General features: G+C 63.9%; 18 protein-coding genes. 9 read left to right on the top strand and 9 right to left on the bottom strand.

The window, feature by feature from the left end; all coding sequences use genetic code 11:
- Positions 1–15 precede the first annotated feature (15 nt).
- From GS4_RS15265 to GS4_RS15255, 3 genes are read right to left on the bottom strand one after another with little or no spacing between them, the layout of a single operon-like run.
- The gene (locus GS4_RS15265; protein WP_007622080.1) at positions 16–1,224 is read right to left on the bottom strand and encodes a porin PorA family protein; all 1,209 of its coding nucleotides are present in this window, start codon (positions 1,222–1,224) and stop codon (positions 16–18) included.
- Complete coding sequence (locus tag GS4_RS15260; RefSeq protein ID WP_051989736.1) at positions 1,217–3,592, bottom strand: MMPL family transporter; 2,376 nt, start codon at positions 3,590–3,592, stop codon at positions 1,217–1,219. The genes GS4_RS15265 and GS4_RS15260 overlap by 8 nt, the downstream gene beginning before the upstream one ends.
- Complete coding sequence (locus GS4_RS15255) at positions 3,589–6,303, bottom strand: aminotransferase class III-fold pyridoxal phosphate-dependent enzyme (protein WP_007622076.1); 2,715 nt, start codon at positions 6,301–6,303, stop codon at positions 3,589–3,591. The genes GS4_RS15260 and GS4_RS15255 overlap by 4 nt, the downstream gene beginning before the upstream one ends.
- A gap of 842 nt (positions 6,304–7,145) precedes the next feature.
- Between GS4_RS15255 and GS4_RS25635 the strand changes: the two genes are divergently transcribed.
- Both GS4_RS25635 and GS4_RS15250 read left to right on the top strand, forming a co-directional pair.
- Entirely contained in the window at positions 7,146–7,487 is a 342-nt protein-coding gene (locus GS4_RS25635; protein ID WP_007622070.1) for a hypothetical protein, read from the top strand.
- Between the two features lie 197 nt (positions 7,488–7,684).
- Positions 7,685–9,937, top strand: a complete 2,253-nt coding sequence (locus GS4_RS15250) for a TPR repeat domain-containing protein (protein ID WP_051989735.1) — start codon at positions 7,685–7,687, stop codon at positions 9,935–9,937.
- Between the two features lie 1,050 nt (positions 9,938–10,987).
- On the opposite strand, the gene GS4_RS15245 is transcribed toward GS4_RS15250, so the two are convergent.
- Complete coding sequence (locus GS4_RS15245) at positions 10,988–11,701, bottom strand: NrtR DNA-binding winged helix domain-containing protein (RefSeq protein ID WP_007622064.1); 714 nt, start codon at positions 11,699–11,701, stop codon at positions 10,988–10,990.
- Positions 11,702–11,797: 96 nt separating this feature from the next.
- Here GS4_RS15245 and GS4_RS15240 point away from each other — a divergent pair, with 96 nt between their 5' ends.
- Together GS4_RS15240 and GS4_RS15235 are read left to right on the top strand one after the other, a co-directional pair.
- Entirely contained in the window at positions 11,798–13,075 is a 1,278-nt protein-coding gene (locus GS4_RS15240; RefSeq protein ID WP_007622062.1) for a vWA domain-containing protein, read from the top strand.
- A 41-nt stretch (positions 13,076–13,116) separates the two neighbouring features.
- Positions 13,117–14,610 (top strand): ADP-ribosylglycohydrolase family protein, encoded by a 1,494-nt coding sequence (locus GS4_RS15235; protein WP_007622060.1) that lies wholly within the window; start codon positions 13,117–13,119, stop codon positions 14,608–14,610.
- Here the strand turns inward: GS4_RS15235 and GS4_RS15230 are convergent.
- Positions 14,594–14,998: a hypothetical protein gene (locus tag GS4_RS15230; protein WP_157226638.1), complete on the bottom strand. Its 405-nt coding sequence runs from the start codon at positions 14,996–14,998 to the stop codon at positions 14,594–14,596. The two genes, GS4_RS15235 and GS4_RS15230, sit on opposite strands and share 17 nt — an antisense overlap.
- A gap of 87 nt (positions 14,999–15,085) precedes the next feature.
- On the opposite strand from GS4_RS15230, the gene GS4_RS15225 reads away from it, so the two are divergent.
- Positions 15,086–15,532 (top strand): hypothetical protein, encoded by a 447-nt coding sequence (locus GS4_RS15225; protein WP_007622056.1) that lies wholly within the window; start codon positions 15,086–15,088, stop codon positions 15,530–15,532.
- A gap of 460 nt (positions 15,533–15,992) precedes the next feature.
- Here GS4_RS15225 and GS4_RS15215 read toward each other — a convergent pair whose 3' ends face one another.
- Positions 15,993–17,648 carry an NERD domain-containing protein gene (locus tag GS4_RS15215; RefSeq protein ID WP_007622054.1) on the bottom strand — a complete coding sequence of 552 codons (1,656 nt, stop codon included), beginning with the start codon at positions 17,646–17,648 and terminating at the stop codon, positions 15,993–15,995.
- A 108-nt stretch (positions 17,649–17,756) separates the two neighbouring features.
- On the opposite strand from GS4_RS15215, the gene GS4_RS15210 reads away from it, so the two are divergent.
- On the top strand, positions 17,757–18,254 hold the full coding sequence (locus tag GS4_RS15210) for a VOC family protein (RefSeq protein WP_007622052.1): 498 nt from the start codon (positions 17,757–17,759) through the stop codon (positions 18,252–18,254).
- A 57-nt stretch (positions 18,255–18,311) separates the two neighbouring features.
- Entirely contained in the window at positions 18,312–19,196 is an 885-nt protein-coding gene (locus tag GS4_RS15205; RefSeq protein WP_083862732.1) for a phosphatase PAP2 family protein, read from the top strand.
- 622 nt (positions 19,197–19,818) lie between these two features.
- Here the strand turns inward: GS4_RS15205 and GS4_RS15200 are convergent.
- Positions 19,819–20,340 (bottom strand): nuclear transport factor 2 family protein, encoded by a 522-nt coding sequence (locus GS4_RS15200; RefSeq protein ID WP_245555693.1) that lies wholly within the window; start codon positions 20,338–20,340, stop codon positions 19,819–19,821.
- Positions 20,341–20,406: 66 nt separating this feature from the next.
- On the opposite strand from GS4_RS15200, the gene GS4_RS15195 reads away from it, so the two are divergent.
- Entirely contained in the window at positions 20,407–21,186 is a 780-nt protein-coding gene (locus GS4_RS15195) for a hypothetical protein (RefSeq protein ID WP_007622046.1), read from the top strand.
- Between the two features lie 23 nt (positions 21,187–21,209).
- Positions 21,210–21,569 carry a hypothetical protein gene (locus tag GS4_RS15190; RefSeq protein WP_157226637.1) on the top strand — a complete coding sequence of 120 codons (360 nt, stop codon included), beginning with the start codon at positions 21,210–21,212 and terminating at the stop codon, positions 21,567–21,569.
- Positions 21,570–22,290: 721 nt separating this feature from the next.
- Here GS4_RS15190 and GS4_RS15185 read toward each other — a convergent pair.
- Complete coding sequence (locus GS4_RS15185; protein WP_007622041.1) at positions 22,291–23,064, bottom strand: hypothetical protein; 774 nt, start codon at positions 23,062–23,064, stop codon at positions 22,291–22,293.
- The gene (locus GS4_RS15180; RefSeq protein ID WP_007622039.1) at positions 23,061–24,254 is read right to left on the bottom strand and encodes a hypothetical protein; all 1,194 of its coding nucleotides are present in this window, start codon (positions 24,252–24,254) and stop codon (positions 23,061–23,063) included. Before GS4_RS15180 ends, GS4_RS15185 begins: the two co-directional genes overlap by 4 nt.
- Positions 24,255–24,502: the final 248 nt, after the last annotated feature.

The following is a 24,502-nucleotide window of genomic DNA, read 5'->3' as shown; positions in this document are numbered from 1 at the left end:
GTCGGCGTTCTCGACTCACGGCGTCACGCGTCGGCGGGTCAGCCACACCCCGATGCCCAGCACCACGATTCCACCGCCGGCCGCGATGATCGGTGTGATGACGCGCATCAGGCGATCGTCGGCGATGTACTCGCGGGCCGCCTCGATCCTCGACCGCTGTGTCTCCCCGGTGTAGCTCAGCTCTCCGCGGAAGTACGGGAACGCGTAGTCGTCCCGGGTCTCGGACGGGAGCCTCGGATCCGCGACACGCAACGTCTGGTCGATGCGATCGACCACGTTCACGATCACACCGCTGCGTGGTTCGACGAAAATCCGTTGGGTGTCCTGGACATACACATGTGCGGTGATGTCATCGGGTCCGTCGGCCGGTCGCGGCAGACCTGGAAACCAGCTCGACGGTCGGGTGATGGACCCCCGTGCCGGGTGGTCGACCCCGGCCAACTCTGCAGGTTCGGCGGCCGGGCGGGACACGGAGCTCTCGAAGACGAGGACCTCGAGTCCGTCGATGGTCGCGTTGCCCGTGAAGCGGGCAGGATTCGTCGTGCGGGTGGCCGCCTCGAACACCGGATATGTTCCCGAGGACGACGTTCCCGGCGGGAGCTGGTACTGCACCCCGGCTCGGTCGGCTATGGGCGACATGCGTGCCGAGTTGCCCTGACTGGACGGCAGCAACTGCTCGCGCGACACCAGATCCTGCTGTGGCAGAGCGGACTTCCGATCGACGGTCACCTGATCGACCGACGCGGCGAGCAAGCCGGATCGGCAATCACTCGTCGACGCCGTTATGCCCTGTGCCGCGGCGCCGGTGATGACGACGCGTCCGGCCTGAAAGGTCACGTGCTTCTCGTCGGTGGGCGCCACCGACGAGATACGCTGCCTCTCGGTCACTTCCGTTGCGATCGTCGCGGCCACGGGACGGTCGAGAGAGCAAGGGTCCAAAATGGTTGCTCGACTGTCGGTCGAGTCACCCGTCGTCGCGGTGACGGTGTAGTCGAATGTGCCAGATATGCCGGGCGCGGTTCCGAGAGCCCCCAGGGCCAGCACCGCTGCCACCGTCGACGCAGCCACCCCGACGACGATCAGCGCCGGCCCGACGAGCTGGCGGCCGGTCACACCGATTGACGACCGCTCGCTTTCGGCCTCCTGGCCGATCGAGATCTCGTCGGTCGCCCCCTGGTCGACTCTGTCGGGTCCGCTGCGGTGGTCGACAGTCTGCTCACCCATGTGCACGCTCCGCGGGTAGTCGCTTCTCCAGCCACTTCGGGATCCACCAGTTGCCGTCACCGAAGAACATCATCGCGCCCGGCACCAGCACCATTCGCACGATGGTGGCGTCGAGTAAGACCGCGAGGGCCAAGCCGAAGCCGAGCTGCTTGAGTTCGAGGACATCGGCGAGGACCAGGCTGCCGAACACCGCAGCCATGATGGCGGCAGCTGCGGTGACCTGCTTGCCACTGGATTGCATCGCCTGCGGCACAGCGGTCTTCAAGTTCCCGGTCTTGAGGTACTGCTCCCGGATGCGACTGACGATGAGGACTTCGTAGTCCATCGACAAGCCGAACAGGATCGCGAACAACGCCACCGGCAAGAAGGCCTGCAGCGATCCCGCGGACTCGAAGTCGAAGATGTTCTCGCCCCAGCCGAACTGGAAGACCGCGACCGTGACCCCGATCGATGCGGCGGTCGCAAGCACATTGAGCAAGGTCGCCTTGAGAGGTAGCACGATGCTGCGGAAGGCGATCACCAGGTAGATGAACGACAGCACGACGACCACCGCGACGACGATGCCGAGCTTGGCGGCCGTCTCCCCGGCCATGTCGCGGTACTGCGCCGACATCCCGCCGATGTTCAGGTCGAGCAGCGGTGGATTCATGGCGCGCAGGTCGTCGACGAGTTGCAACGTCTCCTGGCTGTCGACGGGCGATGCCGGTTGTGCCGAGATGTACGCGCAACTGCCGGATTCGCCGACCAGCGCGCCGGTGAACTGCGAGAAGCCGGGTTGATCCGACAGTTCTCTCAGGTTGGCCTGCGTCCGTCCGCCGGGCGTCTCGTCGAGCAATCGGACGATCGATGTCGTCGACACGACTCGGCGGTCCTGGTCGACGGAGTCGGTGAACTGACCGACGGCGGCGATGGCCTGGTCGTCGAGCGTGCCGCTCTTCGCGCACGCTGCGATCTGTACCGGAGACACCGCGCCCGCGCCGAACTGTTGACTGATGGTGTGTTGCCCGATGCCGGGTTTGGTGTCGTTGAGCGACGACAGACCGAGGTCGAGTCCGAGGCGGATACCGAGAAGTGGCGCGGCACAGAGCAGCAGCGCGAGCAGCGCCGGAACGGTGGCGAGGATCGGACGCCGCATGACGGCTGAGCTGACCCGTGCCCAGATCCCGGTGTGCAGTGCGTCGTCGAATGAGACCGGCGCTGTCTCCTGTGCTCGACGGGCCGCGAGTCGTCGGGCGATCGGCTCCGGCAGCCGTGGGCGGAGTGCGTTGACCCGATGGCCGAGCGTCGCGAGCAGCGCTGGCAGCAGCGTCACCGACGCGATCATCGAACTGAGCACGACGATGGTCGAGACCACCGGGAGCTCGACGAACAGGTGTCCCCGCATGATCAGCAGCGACCCGAGCGCGATGATCACGATGAAGCCCGCGGTGAGGACGGTCCGCCCCGATGTGCGCATGCTGGTGGTGACGGCATCGGGCACGGGTCTGCCGCGCGCGAGTTCTTCCTGGAAGCGACTGACGACGAAGAGCGCGTAGTCGATGCCGACACCCAGGCCGAGCACTGTTGCCACCACGAGAGCGAAGGTGTCGAGGTTCATCACAGTGGTGAGCGCCAGGATCACAGTGCTCGACAGCACGATTCCGCTGACCGCCGCGAGCAGCGGGATGAGCGATGCCACGAGCGAGCGCAGGGTCAACAGCAACACCAGGAAGGCGATCGGCAGACCGATGATCTCCGCGGTCTCCTGATCCTTCTTCTCGACCTCGGTGAGAGCGTTGTTCAGTGGCGATTGTCCGGTGAGGTAGCCGCGGTAGTCGGTGCCGCCGAGGTAGGTGTCGACGATGCCCTGGAGACGGTCGGCGACCTTCGACCGCTCCTGCGCATCACCGTTGAGCGCGACAAGGGTGAGCGTCGAGGTGTTGTCGCTGCTGATCTGGTCGGTCGTGAGGTCGGTGTACGGACCGATGACGTTGGTGACCGTCGCATCCCGGCCGACGGCCTCGGCGATGCGCTCGGTCCGTTCGCGCAGCACCGCGTCGGTGTCCACCCCACCGCGCGGTGAGGTGATGACGATGGCGTCCTGCTCGTTGCCGAACTGGGGGAACTCCGAGTGCATCAGCTGCTCGGTCTGCGCCGACTCGGAGTTGTAGATGACGTAATCGGGTAAGCCGAGCTCCTCCTCGACGATGAGGAACGACACCCCGCCGAAGGCGATGATCAGTGCCCACACCGCGAGGACCAGGACGCGCCAACGGACGATCAAGGCAGCCCACCGATTCAACAGTCCGGTGGGCGCTTCGTCATCGACCGGCGACGGCCCGCCACCCTCGTGAGGGTGGCGGGCCCGCCGGAGCTCGATGGTCGTCAATGGACGAAGAACCCTTCGGAATCCATCTCGCTGAGCGACTCGGCGAACGCGTCGGCGACGATATCGAGGTCACCGATCGAGTGCGCGTCGTTGAGCAGCATGGTGTGCAGCTCGGGCAGGTACACCCCGTGGCTGCGCATGTAGTACGAGAGCGCCAGCGTCGCTTTCACGTTCGTGCCCGCCATCTGATCACGGACCAGGGTGGGACGCGCATAGTCGAAGCTGAGCGAGAAGACCGACCGTGCACCCTTGACCTGGGTGGGCACGCCGACCTCGACTGCTGCTTTCTCCAGTCGGGTCTTGAGGTATTCGGTCTTGCTCTCGAGGTTCTCGTAGATCTGCGGGTTGTCGCGCAGATGCTTGAGAACCGCAGCTCCCGCGGCGGCGGTGATCGAGTTGCCGCTCATGGTGCCGCCGACGAAGGCGCGCGTCTCGAGGTCGACGAACGGATCGTTCGATGTTCGTGCCGTCTCGATCACCTCCCGTCGTCCCGCGACCGCGCCACCCGGCAGCCCACCGCCGATGATCTTGCCGAGGCAGGTGAGGTCGGGCGTCACGCCTGCCAGTGTCTGCGCGCCACCGTAGGCGACCCGGAAGCCCGACACGACCTCGTCGAAGATGACGAGGACGCCGTGCCGACGGCAGGTCTCGACCAGTGATGTCAGGAACTGCGCGTTGTAGCCGGCCTGGACTGCGGGCATCGGCTCGAGGATCACCGCGGCCAGTTCGCCGGCGTGCTGCGCGATGCGCTGCAGGCTGCGCTCGGAGCCGTACTGCAGCACCAGCGTGTCCTTGACCAGGGCCTCCTGGGCTCCGGCGGAGTTGCTGATCGGGTTCGGGCTGGATGCGGCGCCGCTGTAGCGGAACCACGACGAGACCATGCCCTGGTCGGAGAAGCCGTGGTAGTGGCCCTCGAACTTGGCCACCCGCTGCTTGCCGGTGTGGGCGCGGGCGATGCGGAGCGCCATGATGACCGACTCGGTGCCCGAGTTGGAGAGCACCACACGGGTGTCACCGCCGAAGGCGTCGGCGATGACCTCGGCCAGTTCGATCTCGTGCACGTTGCCCAGCGCGTTGACCGCTCCCTGGTTGACCGACTTGGAGATCGCCTCGATGGCGACCGGCGTGCCGTACCCCAGGATGTGCGGACCGTAGCCGCTGGCGAGGTCGATGTACTCGTTGCCGTCGATGTCGGTGAGGCGGCACCCCTTGGCCGACTCCACGATCAGCGGGTAGGCACTCGGGAGCGCGTACCGGTCGAAGTGGGTGGGCGCGATGACCTTTCGGTTGGGGTCGTTCTTGTGCGCCATCGAGAGCGGGATCTGCGCCTCGATGAGGTCGTCGAACCGGTTCTTCACGTCGTCCGACATGAACGGCGAAAAGCGGTCGGTGAAGCGGCGCGCGTTCTCCCAGACGTTGATCTGCGGATCGATGACGGAGACGACGCCCTCACCGGTCAGGAACGCGAGACCCAGCAGCGAGAAGGCTGTGGTGACGCGCGCGCGGTGCTCGCGAAGGAGCCGCGTGGCGTCGTCGAAGAACGCCATCGTCGACCAGTGGTCGCTGATCTCGTCGAAGTGCTTCTTGAGCACTGCCTGCATCGCCTCGGTGTAGGTCGGGTCGGAGAGCAGGTGCGGTGCACTCGGCACGAAAGCACTGGTGAAGCGTTCGACCGCGAGCTGCCACTCGCCGCGGATGCAGGCGTAGTAGAACGAGGCCAACGCCCACTTGTCGTCTTCGCTCAGATGCCCGACCAGCCCGAAGTCGAGCATGATCAGCACGCCGTCGTCGGTGAACATCATGTTGCCCGGGTGCGGGTCGACATGGAACAGGCCGTGGAAGAACGCCATCGTGTAGACGGTGTCCTGCATACGACGCGCCAGTTCGGGTGCCGGGAACCGCACGCGCTCGGCATGCTCGCCCGGTATCGCGTCGACATAGTCCATCACCAGGACCTCGTCGGTGGACTCCTCGTGGTGCACCGCCGGCACCCGCACGAACGGGTGTCCCGAGAAGTTGTCGAGGATGGCCTGCTGCTTCTGCGCCTCGGCCCGCATGTCGCATTGCTCGACGAGCAGCGGACGGATCTCGGCGAAGTGGTTCACCGCGTCGTACGCACGTACAGCCGGGAACAGCGCGTTGGCGACGCGCAGGATCTTGTCGAGAGTCCAGGTGCTGACCGTGAGCTGATCGCGCACACCGAGTTTCACGATCTTGAGCACGACCGGGGTGCCGTCACGCAGCGTTGCCCGATGGACCTGCGCGACCGAGCCGGCCGCGATGGCCTCCTCGTCGAAGGTCTGGTAGCGGGTCCGCCAGTCGGGGATCTCCTGCTCGAGAACCGCGTGCAGCTCGGAACGCTCCATCGGGTCGACACCCGAGAAGAAGTGCCGGAACTCCTCGGCGCCGGCCGCCGTGATGAGACCCGTCTGGGTGCCGAGCACCTGACCGGCCTTGATGTACATCGGGCCCATGCGGAGCAGGAACCCACGGACGAGTCGCGCGATGGCGACTTCTCGATTACGGGCGACACGCAGCGTCAGAGCCGCGCGAACGCCATAGACGATGATCCAAAAGGTAAGCCGGACTGCCTCTTTCGCGCCTGCCAGCACGAGCGAGACGGGCCCGTCGACCTTTCTCGGCGAACTGGCTGGACGCGGAGCCGGGCGCGGCTGGGCTGCTTCCGCGTCGGGCAACGTCATCTCGAGCATGCTTCCTCCAGAAGATTGCGGGTGAGGACAAGCAAGTGCATAAGCAATTTACTGTCACGTATGACAGCGACAGACGGTAGAGGACTACACCGACAGCGACAAGACGGTGGGTGCTGTGTCGATGGACACACGCACGCGGTTCTGCGATCGCGAAAGCGGTTCTGCTACTGACACATATCGGTCGGTGACGACATCACAGCCGTAGATGCCGAGCAGTGAGGTGTCATAAGCGGTCGTCAGAACGGTTGTGTCCCAGGAGGACGTAACCGATCCGGTATTGGCACCCGATTTCCGGGCGCCCCGCGTTGTCCTGACATTCGGTCATAGCGATCGTCAGATGCGTTGTGCGATGGCGAATTCTGCGACACCGCTGTCGCGCGGATGCGATGAAATCTCGGTGGCGGAGAAGTGAACTCGACCTGTCCGCACAGATTGTTCGGCGAGCGAAGCATGCACGTGTTGGGATCAGTCTGCGCGATGCCGGGCTGGTTTGTCCTCAGTATTGAGGTGCTTGCTCGATGGGTGGTCGGGATCTGGCGGTGAGTGGTCGGGGTGGGTGTGTGTGCAGGGGCTTGGGCGGCGGGGCTGGGGGCTGGGTGGGCCGGGCTGGGGTTGCCGGGCTGGGGGCTGACCAGAATCTGCCGTCCAGCGGCGGGCGGCGTGCAATATCCACACGGCGGTCCGGTGGGCGGCAGATTGTGGTCCGCCCGGAAAACGGGCTCGCCTCAGCGTCGCCACCTCGACTCGGATCGGCCAACTAGTCGTTCGAATGGAGGAACCGCCACGCCGATCTGCGCGTCAAACTGACAGATGAGAGACTGTCATGCACTAGGGAGGGGAAGATGTCCGATTTCACCGTAGACAAGCCTGCAATCTCGGGTTCTGCGAAGAAGATCGCGAGCGCAGCCAGTCGGATTAATTTACTCAGGATGTCGCCCTCGTTCGAGCTACTCGATGGATCATTCTCCGGGGCAACAAACAATATGCATGGTATCGCGTCAACCGGCGATCAAAAGATCAAGACGAGTCTGCGTAATGGCGGCGAACATGTGCGAGGTTGGTCCGAATTGGTGTCCGGCTGCCGTGACATCGTCGCCAGCGTCGATGATTCCACGGCGGCAGACGTCCGAGCCACAGTTCCCCTGCCCGCGGCGGTTGCCGTCGATCCCGATAACAGACGATGACACCGACTTACGCGTCCATCACGTCGTGGAGGCCGAGCACCTTGACATCCGTTGCTAAGGGCCTTCGGTCCCTCCAAGCAAAGTTGGATGCCGAGGCCCCCAGGATCGGTGATCCAGTCCGCAATCTCACCAATGCCCAGTGGAAAGGGACCGCCCGAACTGCAGCCGACGAACGAGCAGCGGCCGAGACACGGTGGATGCGAAACCTCTCCGACAAGTACGGAGACCTGGCAACCGCGATGGAGGATGCGGCCCCCTCGATCGCGGGCGCTATCTCGGCACTGCGCGGCGCCAGAGGCGACGCAGCTGATGCAGGATACGTATTGCGTACAGGCGATCGCGAGTACTCGGTAGACTTCGACAAGAAGAGTGCGCGTGGCGACGTTGAATTTGACCAGCAAACGGCGAACGATTGGCACCGACGGCTGAAGAGTCTCGGTGAAGCCGCTGATCAAGCAGTGGGAGCGGCAAGCAGCAGCATTCAGTCCGGTCTGGATTCCATCGCTGACTTGACGCCCGCGTCGATTGCTCAAAACAGTCGCTCGATCGACCCTGCCAAGGCGGCAGCGGACGCAAGAGCCATCTTGACGGGCACTGCGAGTCCCGAGCAGCGGGCACGGTTTCTCCGTGGTATGAGCCTGACTCCCGCTCAGCTCGCGAAGCTGAACGCCGGCGAAGCCATCGAGCTTAGCACTGATCAGATGAAGTATATGCGTCAGGCTGCTGGTGCAGTGGATGTAGGCTCAGGAGAGGTTAAAGGGCCTCAAGCATTTCGCGAATTCGGCACTCAGCCGGGTGATCACGAGCTTCGCTCTGCGTTGGCCAACGGACTTCGCGTGATCTCGAACGAGAACGTCCACAGCGAATCCGGAAACGGCAACTTCGCTATGCTCCCACAGTCCATGAAGAACTCGCTCACTCGCCCAGATCTGGTCTCGCAGCGAGGTCCGATCACCTCAATGAATGGCGTAGCCGATAATTCAGCGATAGGAAAGCTGTTGAAGGACGGTGACTCCCGCTACGCTGCGGGCAGCGCGCTCGACAGCAGACTCCTCGAAGTTGGTCGCCAATACACAAACGCTCAGGCGCATTACGAGCAAGACCTTGGGGTAACACACACTGCTGACGGGGCACCGGCACCGGGCGCCCGGACTCTGTTCGTCGATGGCGCAATTAGATACGACGATAGCGGGATGCCCCGCCTGCACAGCGCCACGGCGGCTGGAGACATCCAAGACGTGGTTACTGCCGGCGCGATGGACAAGGTGTCCCTTCGTGACGCGCTGGCCGGCCCGAATGGGCAAGACTACATACATGATCTCCTAACGACGAAATGGCCAGACAAGGGAGCTATCGCGGGTGCGGTGTTCGAGACCGCGCCAGACGCAGCGCACGTCGACGACCCAAGCGACCGCGTCGACGTCCATCTATCTCGTCTGACGGGTGAGACGATGCATGAGGTGGCCAAGTATGCACATACGCATGAGGGTTGGCTTGCCCTTAAAGACATACCGAACACCGACGGACAGTCAGTAGGCCAGGTAAATCCGAAGCTCCTCGAGACTCTGGCTCGCTCGATGTCCCCCTACGCAGACGACCTCGCTGGAAAGCAAGACAATAGCTTGCTCGGTTTCAATGCAGACGACGTCCGCCACAGCCCCGGCAAGCCCGGCGACTTCGAGGGAGCGTCACGCATCTACGCTCTCTTCGGTGGAAGTGACGAGTCCGCGAAAGTGTTCTACGGCCAAGCTATTCAGGATCTGCAGCATGCCGCTGACGAGTACGGGCAGCAACTCGGCTCAGGTAGTGACGGCAACGCCGCCGAGAAGATTAGCTTGCTGGGACACCTGCGGGGTTTGATAGACGAGGGGATCGCATACTCGTCCGACGACGCAGCAGGTTCCGCTTACGAAGCGGCGCATAATGCCTGGCAAACGAAGAAGGGCCTCTTCGAAGGTGTGCTGAAGCTCGGAGAGCCTACCCTCGACACGATTCCTCGTCCTGGCGCCGAAGTGGCCAATGCTGTAAAGGACAGTCTCGTCCAGACCTTGATAGGAAAGGAACCAACAGCCGCCGGGTTCGACCCGAAGGACTTCGCGCCAGATTTCAACCCCACTGGACCTGACACCCAGGACATGGCTGCGATCCGACGACTAATCGCGGACTCGATTCCCGGCGACACGGAGTCCGAATTGGACCCCGCATTCGTCGGTGCTCATGAGGATTGGTTTCACGCTGACGGTCGGTTGAAGAGCATTGACGAAATCGCCGCCATCCAGAACGAGTTCGGTGAGCCCAAGTACGGAGAACAGAAGATAACCTCCGGATTGGAGACTGTTGTTCACCAGCTCGCAGACCGATCTGGAAATAGCGATGAGTCAAAGCTCGAAGCCAAGCGCGACGAGGTTACGAGAGAGGCGCCCGAACTCAGCGATAGGTGGCCGCGTTGAGTCGGTGTACTTTACGGTGCGCGATGGCCGCTTTGCTGCTCTTAGTTCTGTCTTCGTGCGAATCCGTCAGTAAGAACGCTCCTGCAGACATTCAAACAGTCACGCCCTACTCGACCGTTTGGTCGGCTGTGCCTGAGGTCGACTTGCAATCTCGGCCTGCCGAGCTAGTGAGGGCTACTCTGGAGGCTGGAGCTCTGGCGTTGTGGGCGGGTGTCGAGCGATCTTTCCCCGGTTACGCAACGGCGATCGCCGATATATCGGCGGAACGGTACAGTTCCCTCTTCGGCTCAAAGGATCAACCCGAAAACGGCAACAACGGCCCTCAGACGGTTCTTTATTCATACCATCTGGCACATCTTCAGCATTCGGGAACATCGGTCAAGGCGACAGTCTGCACTCTTCGCCAATGGCTTCGCACACACAGGGCTACAATGCCCTCTACCAGCACATTCGCCACCGAAACCGATCCGACGACATTCACCATCCAGCTACAACGCCCACGCGATTCGGCAGAAGGTCGCCCTACTCCCGACAGATCCCGGTCACACTCCTTCAACGGCCTCCAAGTTCCCAACTGGGATGTCTTCTCCGGGTGGACCGTCACAGCACTAGAAGATGACCCTGACGGCAATTACAGCCAGCCGACATGCACCGGCTGGTGGAAGCAGAAATTTCCAGGCTGGGTTCTCCCGTCGTCCAGGCCGTGGGACTTCCACCCCCGGCACGACGTTGGCGACTGGGCGCTTGAAGTCTCCGTCAACCAACTGCCGCCAAACTTCCCCGAATGGATAGCTCCGCCCGCGTCATTGCAGTAGGTAGCGGTGGGCGGGACGCAATCTCCACGCATCAGTCCCGCGAACGGGCAGAAGCTTGGCAGCTGGTCAGCGCCCCGACCGCGCGATAGGGCGCCGACAGCCGGCGACCCCTCACGTAGCCGGCTGTCGGCCCGCGCGACACGCCTCCATCGTCGAAGACCCCTGTCGCATCACGCGTTACCCATAAGACGGTTGCCGCCCGACTTCGGTTCCGGTTTCTACTGAGAATCCGCTGTCATTTCTCATCTGCGCTCGGGAGCCGATAGCCGAATGTTGCGGTCGGCGGATTGCTCGGGCTGAACAACCGAGCCGGTCGACCGCCACCGAGACGGGTCTCTGGCTTCCCCATCGCATCGACTTGAGGAGCCAACAACGGTTCGACCCGACGGTTGAACGAGTCGCGCATCAGACGCCGCCCGAGTATTGCCTCGTGAAGTTCACGCAGGTCCGTCAGTGTGTACGGCGGGCGAAGTAGGTGATCGGGATCCGGTTGGTCCTCGTAGCGCCGGCGCAGTTTGTCGGTGGCTGCTGCCACTATCAGGTCGTGGTCGTAGAGCAATCGCTCGCCTGACTCCAGCGCCCCCTCGAGGGTCAGCGGCTGGAGTTCGCCGATCACCTGCGCCAGCTCGTCGGACGGCAGCGCAACAGAGTGCGCGACCGAGACAGTCCACCCTCGCGGGTCTCGGTCAGGTTCGCTGAACACCTCGAGCAGGTGTGGGCGGACGTCATCAGCCGAGAGGCCGAGCTTGAGCTCGAGCACCTCGCAAACAGTGTCACCGACAGTCCGTCGCTCGCGGATGAAACGTCCGGGCAATGCCGCCTGCTCGCCTTCAGGCATGCGCTGGACCACCACGTGCACCTGACCAGCTACGACGGTCAGGACCGCGATGTCCACGGCCACATTGGGTCGCGGGTAGTCGCTCAGCCGGTTGTCGGATGCGTTCGGCATCCTCGAAGACTATTCGAATGTCTGCGCAAAGTGCTAACCTCAGTTTTGCGAAAAGTCGTTCCGGTCGGATGCCGGAGCGGAGAAGGGAGTAGAGCGATGAAGTTCTCCGCCGCTCTGGATGTGAACGTCGTGGCTCACGAGGCCGACGACGAGGTGACCGTGATGCTCGAACTCGAAGCCCCGGCCGGCCCGCCGACGGCGGCCCGCGCGCCGAGCGCTCTGCAGATCGTCCTCGATCGCAGCGGCTCGATGCACGGCGCTCCCATCGAAGGGGCCAAGCAGGCTCTGATCACGTTGGTGCAGCGCCTCGAGCCCACCGACGTCTTCGGTCTCGTCACCTTCGACGACGACGCGCAGGTCGTCGTCCCGGCCGGTCCGCTCACGGACAAGCCGGCGGTCATCGAGCGAATCCGCGGCGTGCACCCGGGCGGGTGCACCGATCTGTCGTCCGGCTACCTGCGCGGCCTGCGCGAACTGCGCCGAGCGACCAAGGCCTCCGGGATTCGCGGCGGGACCATCCTCGTCGTCAGCGACGGTCACGTGAATGCGGGCATCCGGGACGCGGATCAGATGGCTGACGTGACCGCACAGGCGTCTCGCGATCGCATTGTCACATCGACGCTCGGCTACGGGCATGGCTACGACGAGACGATGCTCTCCGCGATTGCGCGTTCCGGCAACGGCAATCACGTGTTTGCCGAGAACCCCGACGCGGCAAGTACCGCGATCGCCGGCGAAGTCGACGGTCTGCTCTCCAAGGTCGCCCAGGCAGTCAGCATCACTGTGCACTACGAGCCGCAGGTCCAGATGCTTCAGCTCTACAACGATCTACCCGCCAACCAGATCGGCGATGGTCAGGTCATGATCGATCTCGGTGACCTGTATGCACGAGAGGAGCGAAAGCTGTTGCTGCGCCTGGGCGTCGACGGCATGGCAGCACTCGGAGTGGTTCAGGTCGCCCGACTCGACCTCCAGTACGTCGAGATGCCCGATCTGGTCGAGCACACGGTGTCGCTGCCGATCTCGGTCAATGTGGTGCCCGGCGATGAGCTCGGAGATCGGATTCCCGACCCGACAGTGCAGTCGGAGAAGCTGTTCCAGGAAGCGCAGTCGGCGAAGCTCGAGGCGTCGAAGGCGTTTGAGTCGGGCGACCTGATGGCCGGTGGCGAATTCCTCGCTCGATCACGGGAGCGGCTGAATGACGCCGTCGGCATCGCCCCGGCCGGCTCTGCGGACGCGATCCGGGTAGAGCTCGCCGACGTGGATCGAATGAGCGAGATGTCCGAGCTGTCGGGCGCGATGTACATGTCCAAGATGACGCGGGACTCGTACCACCAGCAGAACCGCAAGCGCGGCCGTCGCCGCCCGCAGTAGTTGCAGCAGTTCGCCGTTCACACCTACCGGGAGGACCCCAGTTGACCAGATTGCGATTGACCAACGCCCAGATGGATCGCGCGGCTGGTGTAGTCCTCGGGACCGCCGTCGGCGACGCCTTGGGGGTGCCGTACGAGTTCGATTCCATCCCGATGCCTGCTGACGGCGAGCGGGCACGGATGCTCGGCGGTGGGCTCGGGAACTTCGCGCCCGGCGAATGGAGTGACGACACGTCGATGGCGATGGCCATCGCCGACGTCGCTGCAACCGGCGCAGTCCTGACCGCCGCCGACTCTCTGGATGCGATCGCCGACAACTTCATGCGATGGTTCGACGGCGATCCCGACGACGTGGGCATTCAGACCAGAGCTGTCCTGAGTGCCACTCGTCGGCGCCTGCGCTCTGGAGAAGGCGGCATCGGTCGGGTGATGCGTGATGAGGCAGCGCGATACGCGGCCTCGCATCCGCACTCGGCCGGCAACGGCGCGTTGATGCGCACTGCACCGGTTGCGCTGGCCCACCTCGGCGACCGAGGGCGGCTCGCCGACGCGGCGCGCCTCGTCGCGTCGTTGACGCATGCCGATCCGCTGGCCGGCGACTCGTGTGTGCTCTGGTGCGAGGCCATCCGCGTCGCTGTGCTGGACGGTCGCTTCGATGTTCGCGCCGGCCTCGACCTGATCCCGGCGGACCGTGTCGATCAGTGGGACTCTTGGCTCGACTCGGCCGCTCACGATGACCCGAAGTCGTTCTCACCGAACGGTTTCACTGTCACAGCCCTCCAAGCCGCGGCCTCTGCTGTACTGCAGACTCCTGCGCCAACGGGTGCCGAGTGTCGACACTTTCAGGACGCTCTCCACGCGGCGGTCCGCATCGGGAACGACACCGACACCGTCGCCGCCATCGCCGGCGGTCTGCTCGGCGCGCGGTGGGGCGCCGGCTCTGTCCCGTGGTTCTGGCGACGCGCGGTGCATGGCTGGCCGAAGCGAGATGGTCGATTCAGCGACGCGCACGACCTCGTCGGACTCGCCACCCTGGCGGCACGCGGTGGCAACCCCGATGCGAAGGGGTGGCCAACAGTCGACGAGGTCGGCTACTCGGAGCGGGCGTCCCGGGACGTCATACCCCATCCGTTCGACGCCGGAGTGCTGCTCGGCACCCACGCGACCGTCGAGCATGCCGCCGATGCGGTGGTCTCGATGTGCCGCGTCGGACGGACGCAGAGTTGCTTCGCCGGCGCCACCGATGTCGTCGCATCGCGGTTGATGGACTCCGACGACCCTGCCGACAACCCCCATCTCGACTTCGTCATGGCAGATACAGCGGACGCCGTCCGGGGGCTTCGCGCAGAAGGGAAGACCGTTCTTCTGCACTGTGTCGCCGGCCATCAGCGCACGCCCAGTGTCGCTGTCGCCTACGGGGTACTACTCGGGCATCCCGTGAATGAGGTACGCGAGGCGATCCTCGCCGTGATTCCCGATGCACGTGGACGCGGAGTGGTCTGGGACGCGGCCGGCGGGGTCAGCCACGCCCTCTGACGAGCGAGTACACCAGCACGAAGACCGCCATCAGCGTCGACATCGCGACCAGCACGGTCGTGCCGTTGGTCCCCGAGTCCGACCACACCAGGACGAGTGCGACCGTCGCCACTGTCACCCCGATCATCGACAACGCGACAATACGGAGGAGGCGGCGCTGCAGTAGTGACTGTGCCGCGATGAGGGCAATGCTGACGTAGCCGACCACGTTCACGCCGCTGATGAAGGCCGCTTCGACTGTGCTGCGCGGGAGGTCGGCGACGAACGGCAGCACGGTGAGGATCAGCGTCTGCACCAGCCCGACGAGCGCGAACACGATCACCAGCACACGATCGAGACGCTCACGGTCTATGCGTGGCGGCCCGCAGCGGTCGTCGGACGAGGTCATGCTCGAAGTGTGCCGCAGCGATGAGTTCCTCGACGATGTCTGGTCGGCATCTTAGATACTGCGACTCCAACGGCCGAGAGGAACACCATGGACCAGCCCACCGCAGAGACGGCGTTGCGAGCGCTCGAACCGCTGATCGGCACCTGGGACCTGGCGATTGCCTGGCCCGATGGCACGCCGTGGCCGGGTGGCGGCCGGCAAGTCATCGAGTGGCTCCCCGACCACGCGCACGTCATCCAGCGTGGCGAGATCGACCTGCCGGAGGCACCGGCGAGCGTCGCGATCATCGGCTGCGACGGCGCGAAAGGCACCTTCACGCAGCTCTATTCAGACGAGCGCGGGGTGTGTCGGATCTACGACATGTCCATCGACGACACCGAGTGGCAACTCTGGCGACAGGGCGAGCCCTTCGAGCAACGATTCGTCGGACGCTTCAGCAACGACGGTCGGACCATCACCGCGCGATGGGAAGCCGCGAAGTCCGGCGGTGAGCTCGAGACCGACTTCGACATGGTGTGGACGAAGGTCGACTAATTGTGCAACGGCCGTGAGGTGATGTGCCAGCAGCCACAACGGCACTGGTACGCACGAGTCGGCATGCGTCCGCGCTTGTTCGGGTTGCGCCAGTACGAGCTCAACGTGGCTTCGGCACCTTGCTTCGTCGAGAACCGCCGCTTGCCCAGCACGGGGCACGTGGTCGCCGGCGGCGGCATTCGATCGGCTGCGACCTGCAAATCGGTCTCGACTGGATGTTCTCGTTCGGCCATCTCGAAACCAGAGCGGCGTCGTCGAGCCCTGCCGCTGGTCCATCCGCACGAGCAATCGACGACCCACGTCCCGATCTGGTTGCCGACGACGTCCAGTCGACTGGCAGTGAGTAGATGTTGAGTCAGAGTCCGTTTCCCATTCTGCGGTGGCCATGAACAAAGATTCGTCGGGGCTGTACCGAACAGATACCCCACGCAACCGACAAAATTCGGGCAGCGCGGCGCGACTACAACCCCAACCTCCGCGCGACTTCCTCTCCCCCGACCTCACGCACGAACTCCGGGTCACCGCACACGATCAATTGATCTCGCGCACGCGACAACCCGACATACAGGCGCTCCCGTGAACGGTCCCTGGGCTCCGATTCGTTGAGCGCCAGCACCACCACTCGACGCTCAAGACCCTTGAACCCGAGCACATGTCCGTAGAACACCTGCTTCTTGTCCCAGAAGGTGCCCCAGTAGGCGCGATGTCCTTCGGCTTGCCGGGCGACCTGTTCGGGATGTCGGCTGCCCGTGGTCAGCAGCGCGACGTCCTCGGGTCGCCACCCTTCGTCCAGCAGCGGATCGATCTGGTCATCGGCGACGTTCAGTGCATCGTCCGGAGCACAAGGGACAAAGCGCACCGCTGGTCCGTCGCTGCCACGTAATTGCATCCGCTGCCCGACAAGTGGTTTGAACGCCTCAGCGATCTGCTTGGTGTTCCGCAGATTGTGGTCGAGGACCAACGGAACCAGCGGTACCGGCGGCGAACCCTGACGGTCGAAAACCCTCTGCGCCTCGTCGCTGAAGACGTACAGCCCACCTTCTTCCGAGTCCCGCAAAGCCGCCAAGATCGGTGGCCACCATTCGTCGGCGAAGTCTTGCGCTTCATCGACGACAACCGCATCGAACCTGTGATCGACGGGCAGACCATCGGCGAGTTCCGTCATCTGCTGCGGGAGTTCACGTTCCCAGAACCGCGACGTTTCTTCTGTTCGGACGTTCTCGTCCGGCCCTCGGGCCGCACCCCATTTGATCCCTAGTTCATGGAACTCGCCGACGTATGCGGGGCGCTCCGACTTCGTCCACAGTTTGGTCACACGCTCCAAGAACGAGGCGAGGCCGTGCGAGTAACAGATCAGCGCCACGCGCTGCCCAGAACGGGCCAGTCGACGGGCCTGCTCCACAGCCAAGAAGGTCTTCCCACTGCCTGCTCCTCCTCGCACCTCCACGCGAGGCAATTGGCGGATGGCGTCCAGAATGATGGCTTGCTCTTCGGACAACGCATCAGCTGCGTTCTCGTTGCGCAGCGCGCGTGCGACAACGTCACGCTGCGGGAGCCCACGTCCACTCAGGACGACCTCGAGTTGAGCGACTCCCTGTGCGTCGACCATCGGGAGGTTGGTTGTCTTCTCGAGGGGCACGCGCCGGATGAGCGGTAACAGATCGTCGAGTTGCGTTCGGTCGATCACCTTCCAACGTGGGCACTCCGGAAGTGCGAAGTCCTTGGGGACCGTCGAATGAGGCAGCAAGACCATGTGATCCCATCGAACGCGGCCGTGCGTCCACTGCGGATCGAACTCGACGTAATTGCGCAGGGCGTAGCACGCCTGCAGCGCTTGCTCGACGGGGTTGATGCGACGAGGCGAGACCTCGAGACCACGCTGTTGGAGCCAGACCTTCCCGTTGTGCCAGACCTCGCCGCCTTTGACCTCGATGCAGACGATTCCTGCCCCTGCGATGCCCACCACGAAATCTGCTTCATAGTCTTTGTCGTGATCGGTGATGCGCTGCCCGTAGACGACCAGGTCATCGTCGGAGAGCTGCTCGGAGAGCAACTTCCAGATCTTCCGCTCGCTGGTGTTCAGGAACTTCGGAGAGTCGGGAATCATCCTCGGCATCGGTGCGCTCCCTCCCTTTCGCTGCGTGTGAACTCTCGCATATCGGACTGACAATCCGTGCGAGATCACGGACACGAACCGTCCTCAATCCCTCATACGGTCACTCACATGGCCACCACGAACACCGTCAACGGCTTCGTCGTCACCGACAACGCAGCCGACCTGATCAACTTCCTCATCGCCGTCTTCGATGCCGTCGAGGACCCGGACGCGCACACGCCTGACTATGCGGCTGCCGACGGCACTCTCATCCATTCGGAAATCCACATCGGGAACTCGATCCTGATGGTCGCCGACCGCAAATCCGACTGGCCGTTCACGCCGGCTCTCACGCAGGTCTATGTCGACGACGCAGCGGGCGTTCTTCGGCGTGCGACGGCTCGCGGCGCTCGCGTAGTCACCGACATCGCCCCCTTCTACGGGGGCTACTCGATCGCCCGCTTCGTCGACCCGTGGCACAACGTCTGGTGGTTGTTCGCGCCGGAGGTAGACAACCCGCCGGTGATCGCGGCCGACACCAGCGAGAACGGTTCGGTGGTCTACACGACGCTGCTCGACACGATGCGTGACCTCACCGACCCCCGCGACGCCGCATCCATTTCGTGACCGACACGAGAGGGGTTTCCCAGCCGCTTCCCAGGCTGACCGTCTACCGTCGGGCCGGTGAGAGCGCAGACCACCTCGACGTCGACAGTGAGCTGGCGATCCGTGGCCGTCGCAGCCACGTCGATCGTGCTGGCCGCGGCGGTCTACATCGTCGCAGTTCGGACGTCTGCCGGTCAGCTCGTCGACCAGCGGCTCTTCGAGATCGTGCGCTCCCTCAACCCGGTCTCCGAGGTCCCGTATGAGCTGTCGATCGACATCGTCACCTCACCCACGCTCTGGCTGAGCGTCGCAGCGGCGGTCACCGCCCTGGCCTGCGTCGGAGCGCTGATCGCCCGCGGTCGGATCACGCGTGGGCACCTGCTCGCGACTCTCGCGCTGCTCGCATACGTGCCGATCGTTATCGGCGTGGTGCGCTTCCTGCGCGATCACGTCCTCGAGCGCCCGCAGCTGCACGACTGGATCACCGACGCCGGCAACTCCGCTCCGAGCGGTCACGCCGCTGCGGTCGCCGCGATAGTCGTCGCGCTGGTACTCGCGTCGCCGACGATCATCCGTCCGTGGGTCGCCGCCCTGGCCGGCACCTGGGCCGTCGTCATCGACTTCCAGCTGGTCGCATCCGGCTGGCACCGCCCGAGCGACGTCATGATCTCGACGCTCCTGGTCATCGGGTGCGCAGCTCTGCTCCCGCGCATCACCGCGCGGACGTCCGGCGCGACCGTGCCGCTCGCAGGTCTCGGCGCGGCCCTGATCGTCATCGCTGCGCCCATCGCCGTCGCGATCTACTTCCCCGCGCCGTCCGCCATCGTCGTCTCCGGGGGCTTCGCGCTCGTGCTCGCGGCACTGACGTGGCTCTCGCTGCTCGCCGGCGGGTCGGGGGTCCTCACTCGTCGCCCGGGAACGATCCCGCTGTCACAACCGCATCGCTCACCTGCGGGCGTCTGAAGGTACGCGCCGTTCCGCAAGCGCCTCCAGGTCGTTCAACTGATCGACCGACAGACCAGCGCCCGCGTACAGCTTCTCTACGCTCAACTTCTCTACGCTCAACGCCATGCGAATGGACGGCCAACCTGCGTCTGGGGTCATCGCGTTGCCGAGCCCGTTTCGCCCAGACGGCCGGGCACACTGCTCACGGCGTCGGCCTGATGTACGCCGGAGCGGTGCTCCAGCTCGTCGGCATGACAGCGGCGCTGATCGCCATGAACAACGCAGCTCTGCGCTTTCGCCGCCGGCTGGCGTCTGGTGCGGTTTCCAATGTCGACGGTGATGTCGACACCGCCTTGAACGTCAGCGTGCTGTTGGCCATCGCCGTCAGTGCAGCGTGTATTGCTGTGTGGATTTGGATGGCTCGAGCCAACTATCGGGTGGGCGAGAACGACTGCGTCCGTACTCGGTCTCATCGGTGCGATGCTCAGCATCATCAACGCGATCCGTTCGGATATGCCTACCTCAGCAGCAATCAATTTCGCGATGGCCGGTCTCACGGTTGGAGTCGTAGTACTACTGCACCGCCCGGAGTCGGACGAGTTCTACCGTCGCGTCGAACTCAGTCGACGTCGATAGGCACTCAATCCTCTTCGTCCGCGTCCGCGAAGGTTCCGACTGAGATCCGAGCATCACTGCCAAACGGACGTCTGATCGACCATCGTTCGGTCAGACGACTCGCCGCGATCTTCCACTCCACATCTTCGATGACGTACTCGTCGTCGTACTCACCGATCATCACCGTCTCCGTGTCGTTCAGCAGATTGACTTGACGGAATCTCAGCGACCATCGTCCCGTAGCTGTTGTGGCACTGGTGCGCTCGATGTCGGGGTGCATTCCGTGATGCATATCCAAAACGGCGTACCGGCCCTGGACCTTGTGTAAAGCAACCTGACTGAACATCTCAGTAAGTTGATCAGCGTCGTCGAAGGTGCCCATCGGCCCGTAGTCGATCCGCGCTCCCTCCCGAATGAAGCACGCGCGAATCGCTTTCGGATCTTTGGCGTCCGACGCGCGCCAGTACCGGTACTTGAGTCGGACGATGGCGTCGATGTCATCCGATGACGTCATGTGTTCTCCCAGTTCTGCACGCGCATCGGTCATGTGAACGATTACGACGGTCGTGATCCGTGGTTAGCGTGACACCCACAGCCGACCGAGGAGACCAGGATGACCAGATTGGTGAATGCGCTACGAGTGGTCGTGTACGCGACCCTCGCCTTGGCAGTTGCCGCGGGCGTGATGTCGGGCAATGCCGGCGAGGCGCACGCGATCATGGAGAGCCAGTGCGCTCAGTTGTCCGCCGAGCTGAAGGTCGAGCACAATCGACTGGTCGCGCTGAAGGCCGCGACCGACCGCCGGAACCCGGGTGCGGTCGCCGCGGTGAACGCGCAGATCAACGCCTACAACACTCGCCTGCAGTACGCCAAGCAAAGCTGCCGTGGGGCAATCACGTCTCCGAGGCAATCGACGCCGCCGAAGAATCGGAATCCGCAGCGCGACTTCGCACAACCTGCGCCACCTGCTCGGCCCCAGCCGGGTCCCTATCAGGTGCCTCCGCAGTTCGGCTCCAACTTCCAGAGCCAGAACTTCCGATGGACCAATGGCTCGTCCCCGTACAACAGGACGCCAGCTCAGAATGCGTGGACCCACTGGCAAGACCATCGTGCAGAGTTCCCCGGCTGGACGGCGAGCCAGTACGCGGCGAGAGCGAACCGGTGGGCGTCCAATCCGCCTGCCTCGTGGTGGACCGTCCGCAGCCAGGGGCGCCTCGTGACATTCGATCCGGTGTCGGGCATCTTCCTCGCCGCTCGCAACGGCGCACCGGCGACGATGTTCAAGCCGATCGAGGGCGCTCAGTATTTCCTGCGATCGAATGGTCTCGGCGCGAAGAAGCTGCTCGATGACCTGTCCGGCGTCGCCGGCATCCCTGCACCCAAGATCCCATGACCTCCGGAGGTAGCGTGAGCACCGTGAGTGCAGATGAGCTTCGCACGATTGAGCTCGATGACGTCGAGAAGGACTTCCTCATCACCGGCCTGCTCCAGTGGGGCGGCGTGGTCGCGATGACCGACGACCTGGCCCGCGCCCTCGGTTACGGCGGCGCCGCCGATTTCTACACCGACAGCGCCGCGGCCGCTGGACGGATCAGCGAGGGCCTCGGCCTGACCGCTGCAGAATGGCGGCGAAGTCTGGGTGCGGCTGAAGTTGCTTTCGGCAGTGAGGTTCTCGGACTGGGACACGAGTGGGACGACTTCAGCGGGTTCGATGCGGATCAGACATATCAGGCGATGCGGCGGGTTCAGTGGAAGGTTCGCGCCGTATCTGAGTGAGCCTTTCACGCACTTCGTCCGGTCGGGAACAGATCTCCAACCCTTGGATTTTCGATCATTCGTATGACTCCAACTTGTACGCATCGGTTCGATCCGCATGGCAAGGTTGAGTTTTTCGAGACGGGCGTCTTCAGAGCGTCCGCGGCAACTCGTCAGGGGCTATGAGATGACACGATCGCCATCTGGACTAAGCCGCGCGATCGGCGTCAGTCTCCTTAGCGGCGCCGCCGTCGTTGCGGCATTAGGCGCAGGCGTCGCCGACGCCGCTCCGTCATCCGTCCAACGGGATGGCGGGCCGTGCTACGTGCACGAGTTCGGTCGAGACTCGTCCGACGGAACCCTCTACTGCTCAGCCTTAACCAACTCATGGCAGAGCAAGGCTGTATCGCGAGCACCTAAGGTGCGAATTGGCACTCCGTGCCCTCAGCTCGGAGCTCGCGCCATCGTCTTCCAGACCGATGGCCGTGCCACTTGTCGGGAGACCAGAAGTGGCTTGCGCTGGCAGTGGTGATCCGTTGTCAGAATCATGATGGGACCGAACCGACGGAGAATATGATCTGACACGGTGTCCGATCGTGCCTACGGCGTACGCGCGAGTCACTGGAGCCACATCCGTCTTGGCTAGTGAGCCAAGGTCCTCGCGTTGACGATGCCGGTGCCAGCGTGACGGGAGCTCAAGTGCATCCGGCCTCCGTCCAAATTCTCGACTAAGGAACAATACTCAGATCGCAGGCAGCTCCTCCGCGAGATACCTTTCGACCGCCCGGCCACCTGCCAGCTCTGCCCGACCGTCGGGCGTGAGCCAGTAGAACCGGAGGAACCAGAAGAGGGCGGCCCCGCCGGGCGTGTACGAGTCAGCGCCGTCAAACGTATAAGTGCGATCACTGTCACCGATGATCGTGATCGGATGTCCGGTATTGGATTTGCCGTTAGGAATGTGATCGATGATCGCGACGACATCATCCCAACGAAACGACGCACCCTTGCCATCGACGTGAAAGTCGACCCCCTCCGGGCTGAGATCGATCCTGGGGCCACCGCGCCATGCAGAACGGATCAGCCACGGCACGGTCGCACACACGGCGAACGCGGACACGAAGGTGAAGACGAGGCGCTGACCGCCGGAGAGCTCGAGATCGATCCTGTTCAGCGGAGCTAGGATCGCGAAGAGTGTGCCGCTGACGATCAGACCGAAGCATCCGATGATCAGCACCCTCACGCAGCGGGCATCTGGTCGAATGACAGTCGCGTCGTCACTCAATGTCGCTCGCGGCACAACCGACCTTCGAAAGCGCACTCTCACAGCATTCGCGGTCAGGGCAACGACGAAGCTGCCCAGTCCGACCGCCACAGCGGTTGTCATCAGTTCGCCGCGCACGGCAGTCTGGACTGCCCAATTGACACACAGCACCGCGAAACCGGCGAACACCACCACGCTGATCTGAAAGCGCTTCGTCTTGTCCGACCATCGACCGGGCGGTCCCAGTTGCGTCACGGGCAGACCACCCCGGCGACCTTCGAACCGACCCAGCCGCCAACCCAGCTGCCCGCCACCGCCCCGGTCGCAGCGCCTCCGATCGCCAGAGGTACCGAGCCCACTCCTGCGCCGCCCAGCGCACCCAACCCGGCGCCACCCCATCCGCCGAGTGCACTGCCTCCGACCCCGAATGCTCCAGAAATCGCCGCTGCGCACTTTTCGCCCTCACCGGCAGCGGCCACGTCATAAATGGCAGTCCCAATGCCGATGGCCGGACCGGCGAACTTGGCTCCGACACCGATCTTCTTCACGTCGTCCGCGCTGACACTCGGGATGCCGCCACCGCGCTTTGCGTATTCGTCGATCCCGCTCATCGCACCACCGACCGACGTTGCAACCGGATGTGTGAAGAACGGACTGTCCTTGGGGACCAGACCACTTCGACCGTCAGCCGTCGTCACCCGGGCCTCGCTATAACCGTCGGGCCATTCCTGCGCGTACAGGTTCGTGCCATCGGCCCACGTCGTCGAGGTGACCTTGGTTCCGGTGAATTCTTCCCAGGAGACGGTCTTCGAGATGGGTTTGCCGTCCTTGTCGATGTGCGAGACCTGCACCTCGTTGACGCGTTGGGTCGCGACGGGGCCTCGGTACGGATTCATCTCCATCGTCACCTGCTTGCTTCCGTCCTGCATGTGGATGGTCGTGACCCGATTGCCTTCTTTGTCCTCGTGTTTGGTGGTCTCGCGAACCGTGACGCCCATGTCCTCCGACCTCACGAGGCTCTGCTGCATCAGTCCTGTCGGGAATCGAGGGTTGGGCACCTCGTCCGACGGTTTGATCGCGCCCGGCAGGAAAGGGATCGTGGGGTTCTTGAGGACGAATCCGTGCCCCTCAGCCGCGGTCTGAACAGAGGCCGCGGCAGCATCGTCGGCGTCGCCGACAGCGAGCAGGAGTCCATTGACCACGGATTGAGCTGCAATGGCGTCCTTCTGGAGCTTCTCAGCCTTCTCGGCGGTCATCGGGATCGGCTTGATCAACACCACCCACGCGTTCGTCACGTGTAGATCGCCGAGTTCGATCTCGTCAGCCTTGGTGAGCAGGTTGGTGCGGGCGGTGCCGATGGGCTCGGCCGCATCCGACAGTGCCTTTGCGACGCTCGTCGCATAGGCCGCAACGGCTGAGCCGGCGGAATTGGCGCGCCCGAACATCTGAACCGCGGCTGTGTGCGATGTCCCCGACCATCCGCGGAGCTCCGGAAGTGTCTGGCATGCCGCGTCGACGGCCGCAGCCGCCGACTTGTTCGCTCGGCCCGCGGCGCCTGTCGCCGATCCGCCGGTGCCAAGACTCGACGGATTCCAGCCTCGGAGTCGTGGGCGTGAAGGAAGCAACTCTCAGCTCCACAACTTGTTGAGATCCGAAGCAAGCGTGGTCACGGTGACCTCGAACGTATCTCCAG

Source organism: Gordonia soli NBRC 108243 (assembly GCF_000334455.1).
Classification (GTDB): Bacteria; Actinomycetota; Actinomycetes; order Mycobacteriales; family Mycobacteriaceae; genus Gordonia; species Gordonia soli.
Note: the sequence above shows the minus strand (reverse complement) of the source record. Positions and strands in the feature narration are given on the sequence as shown.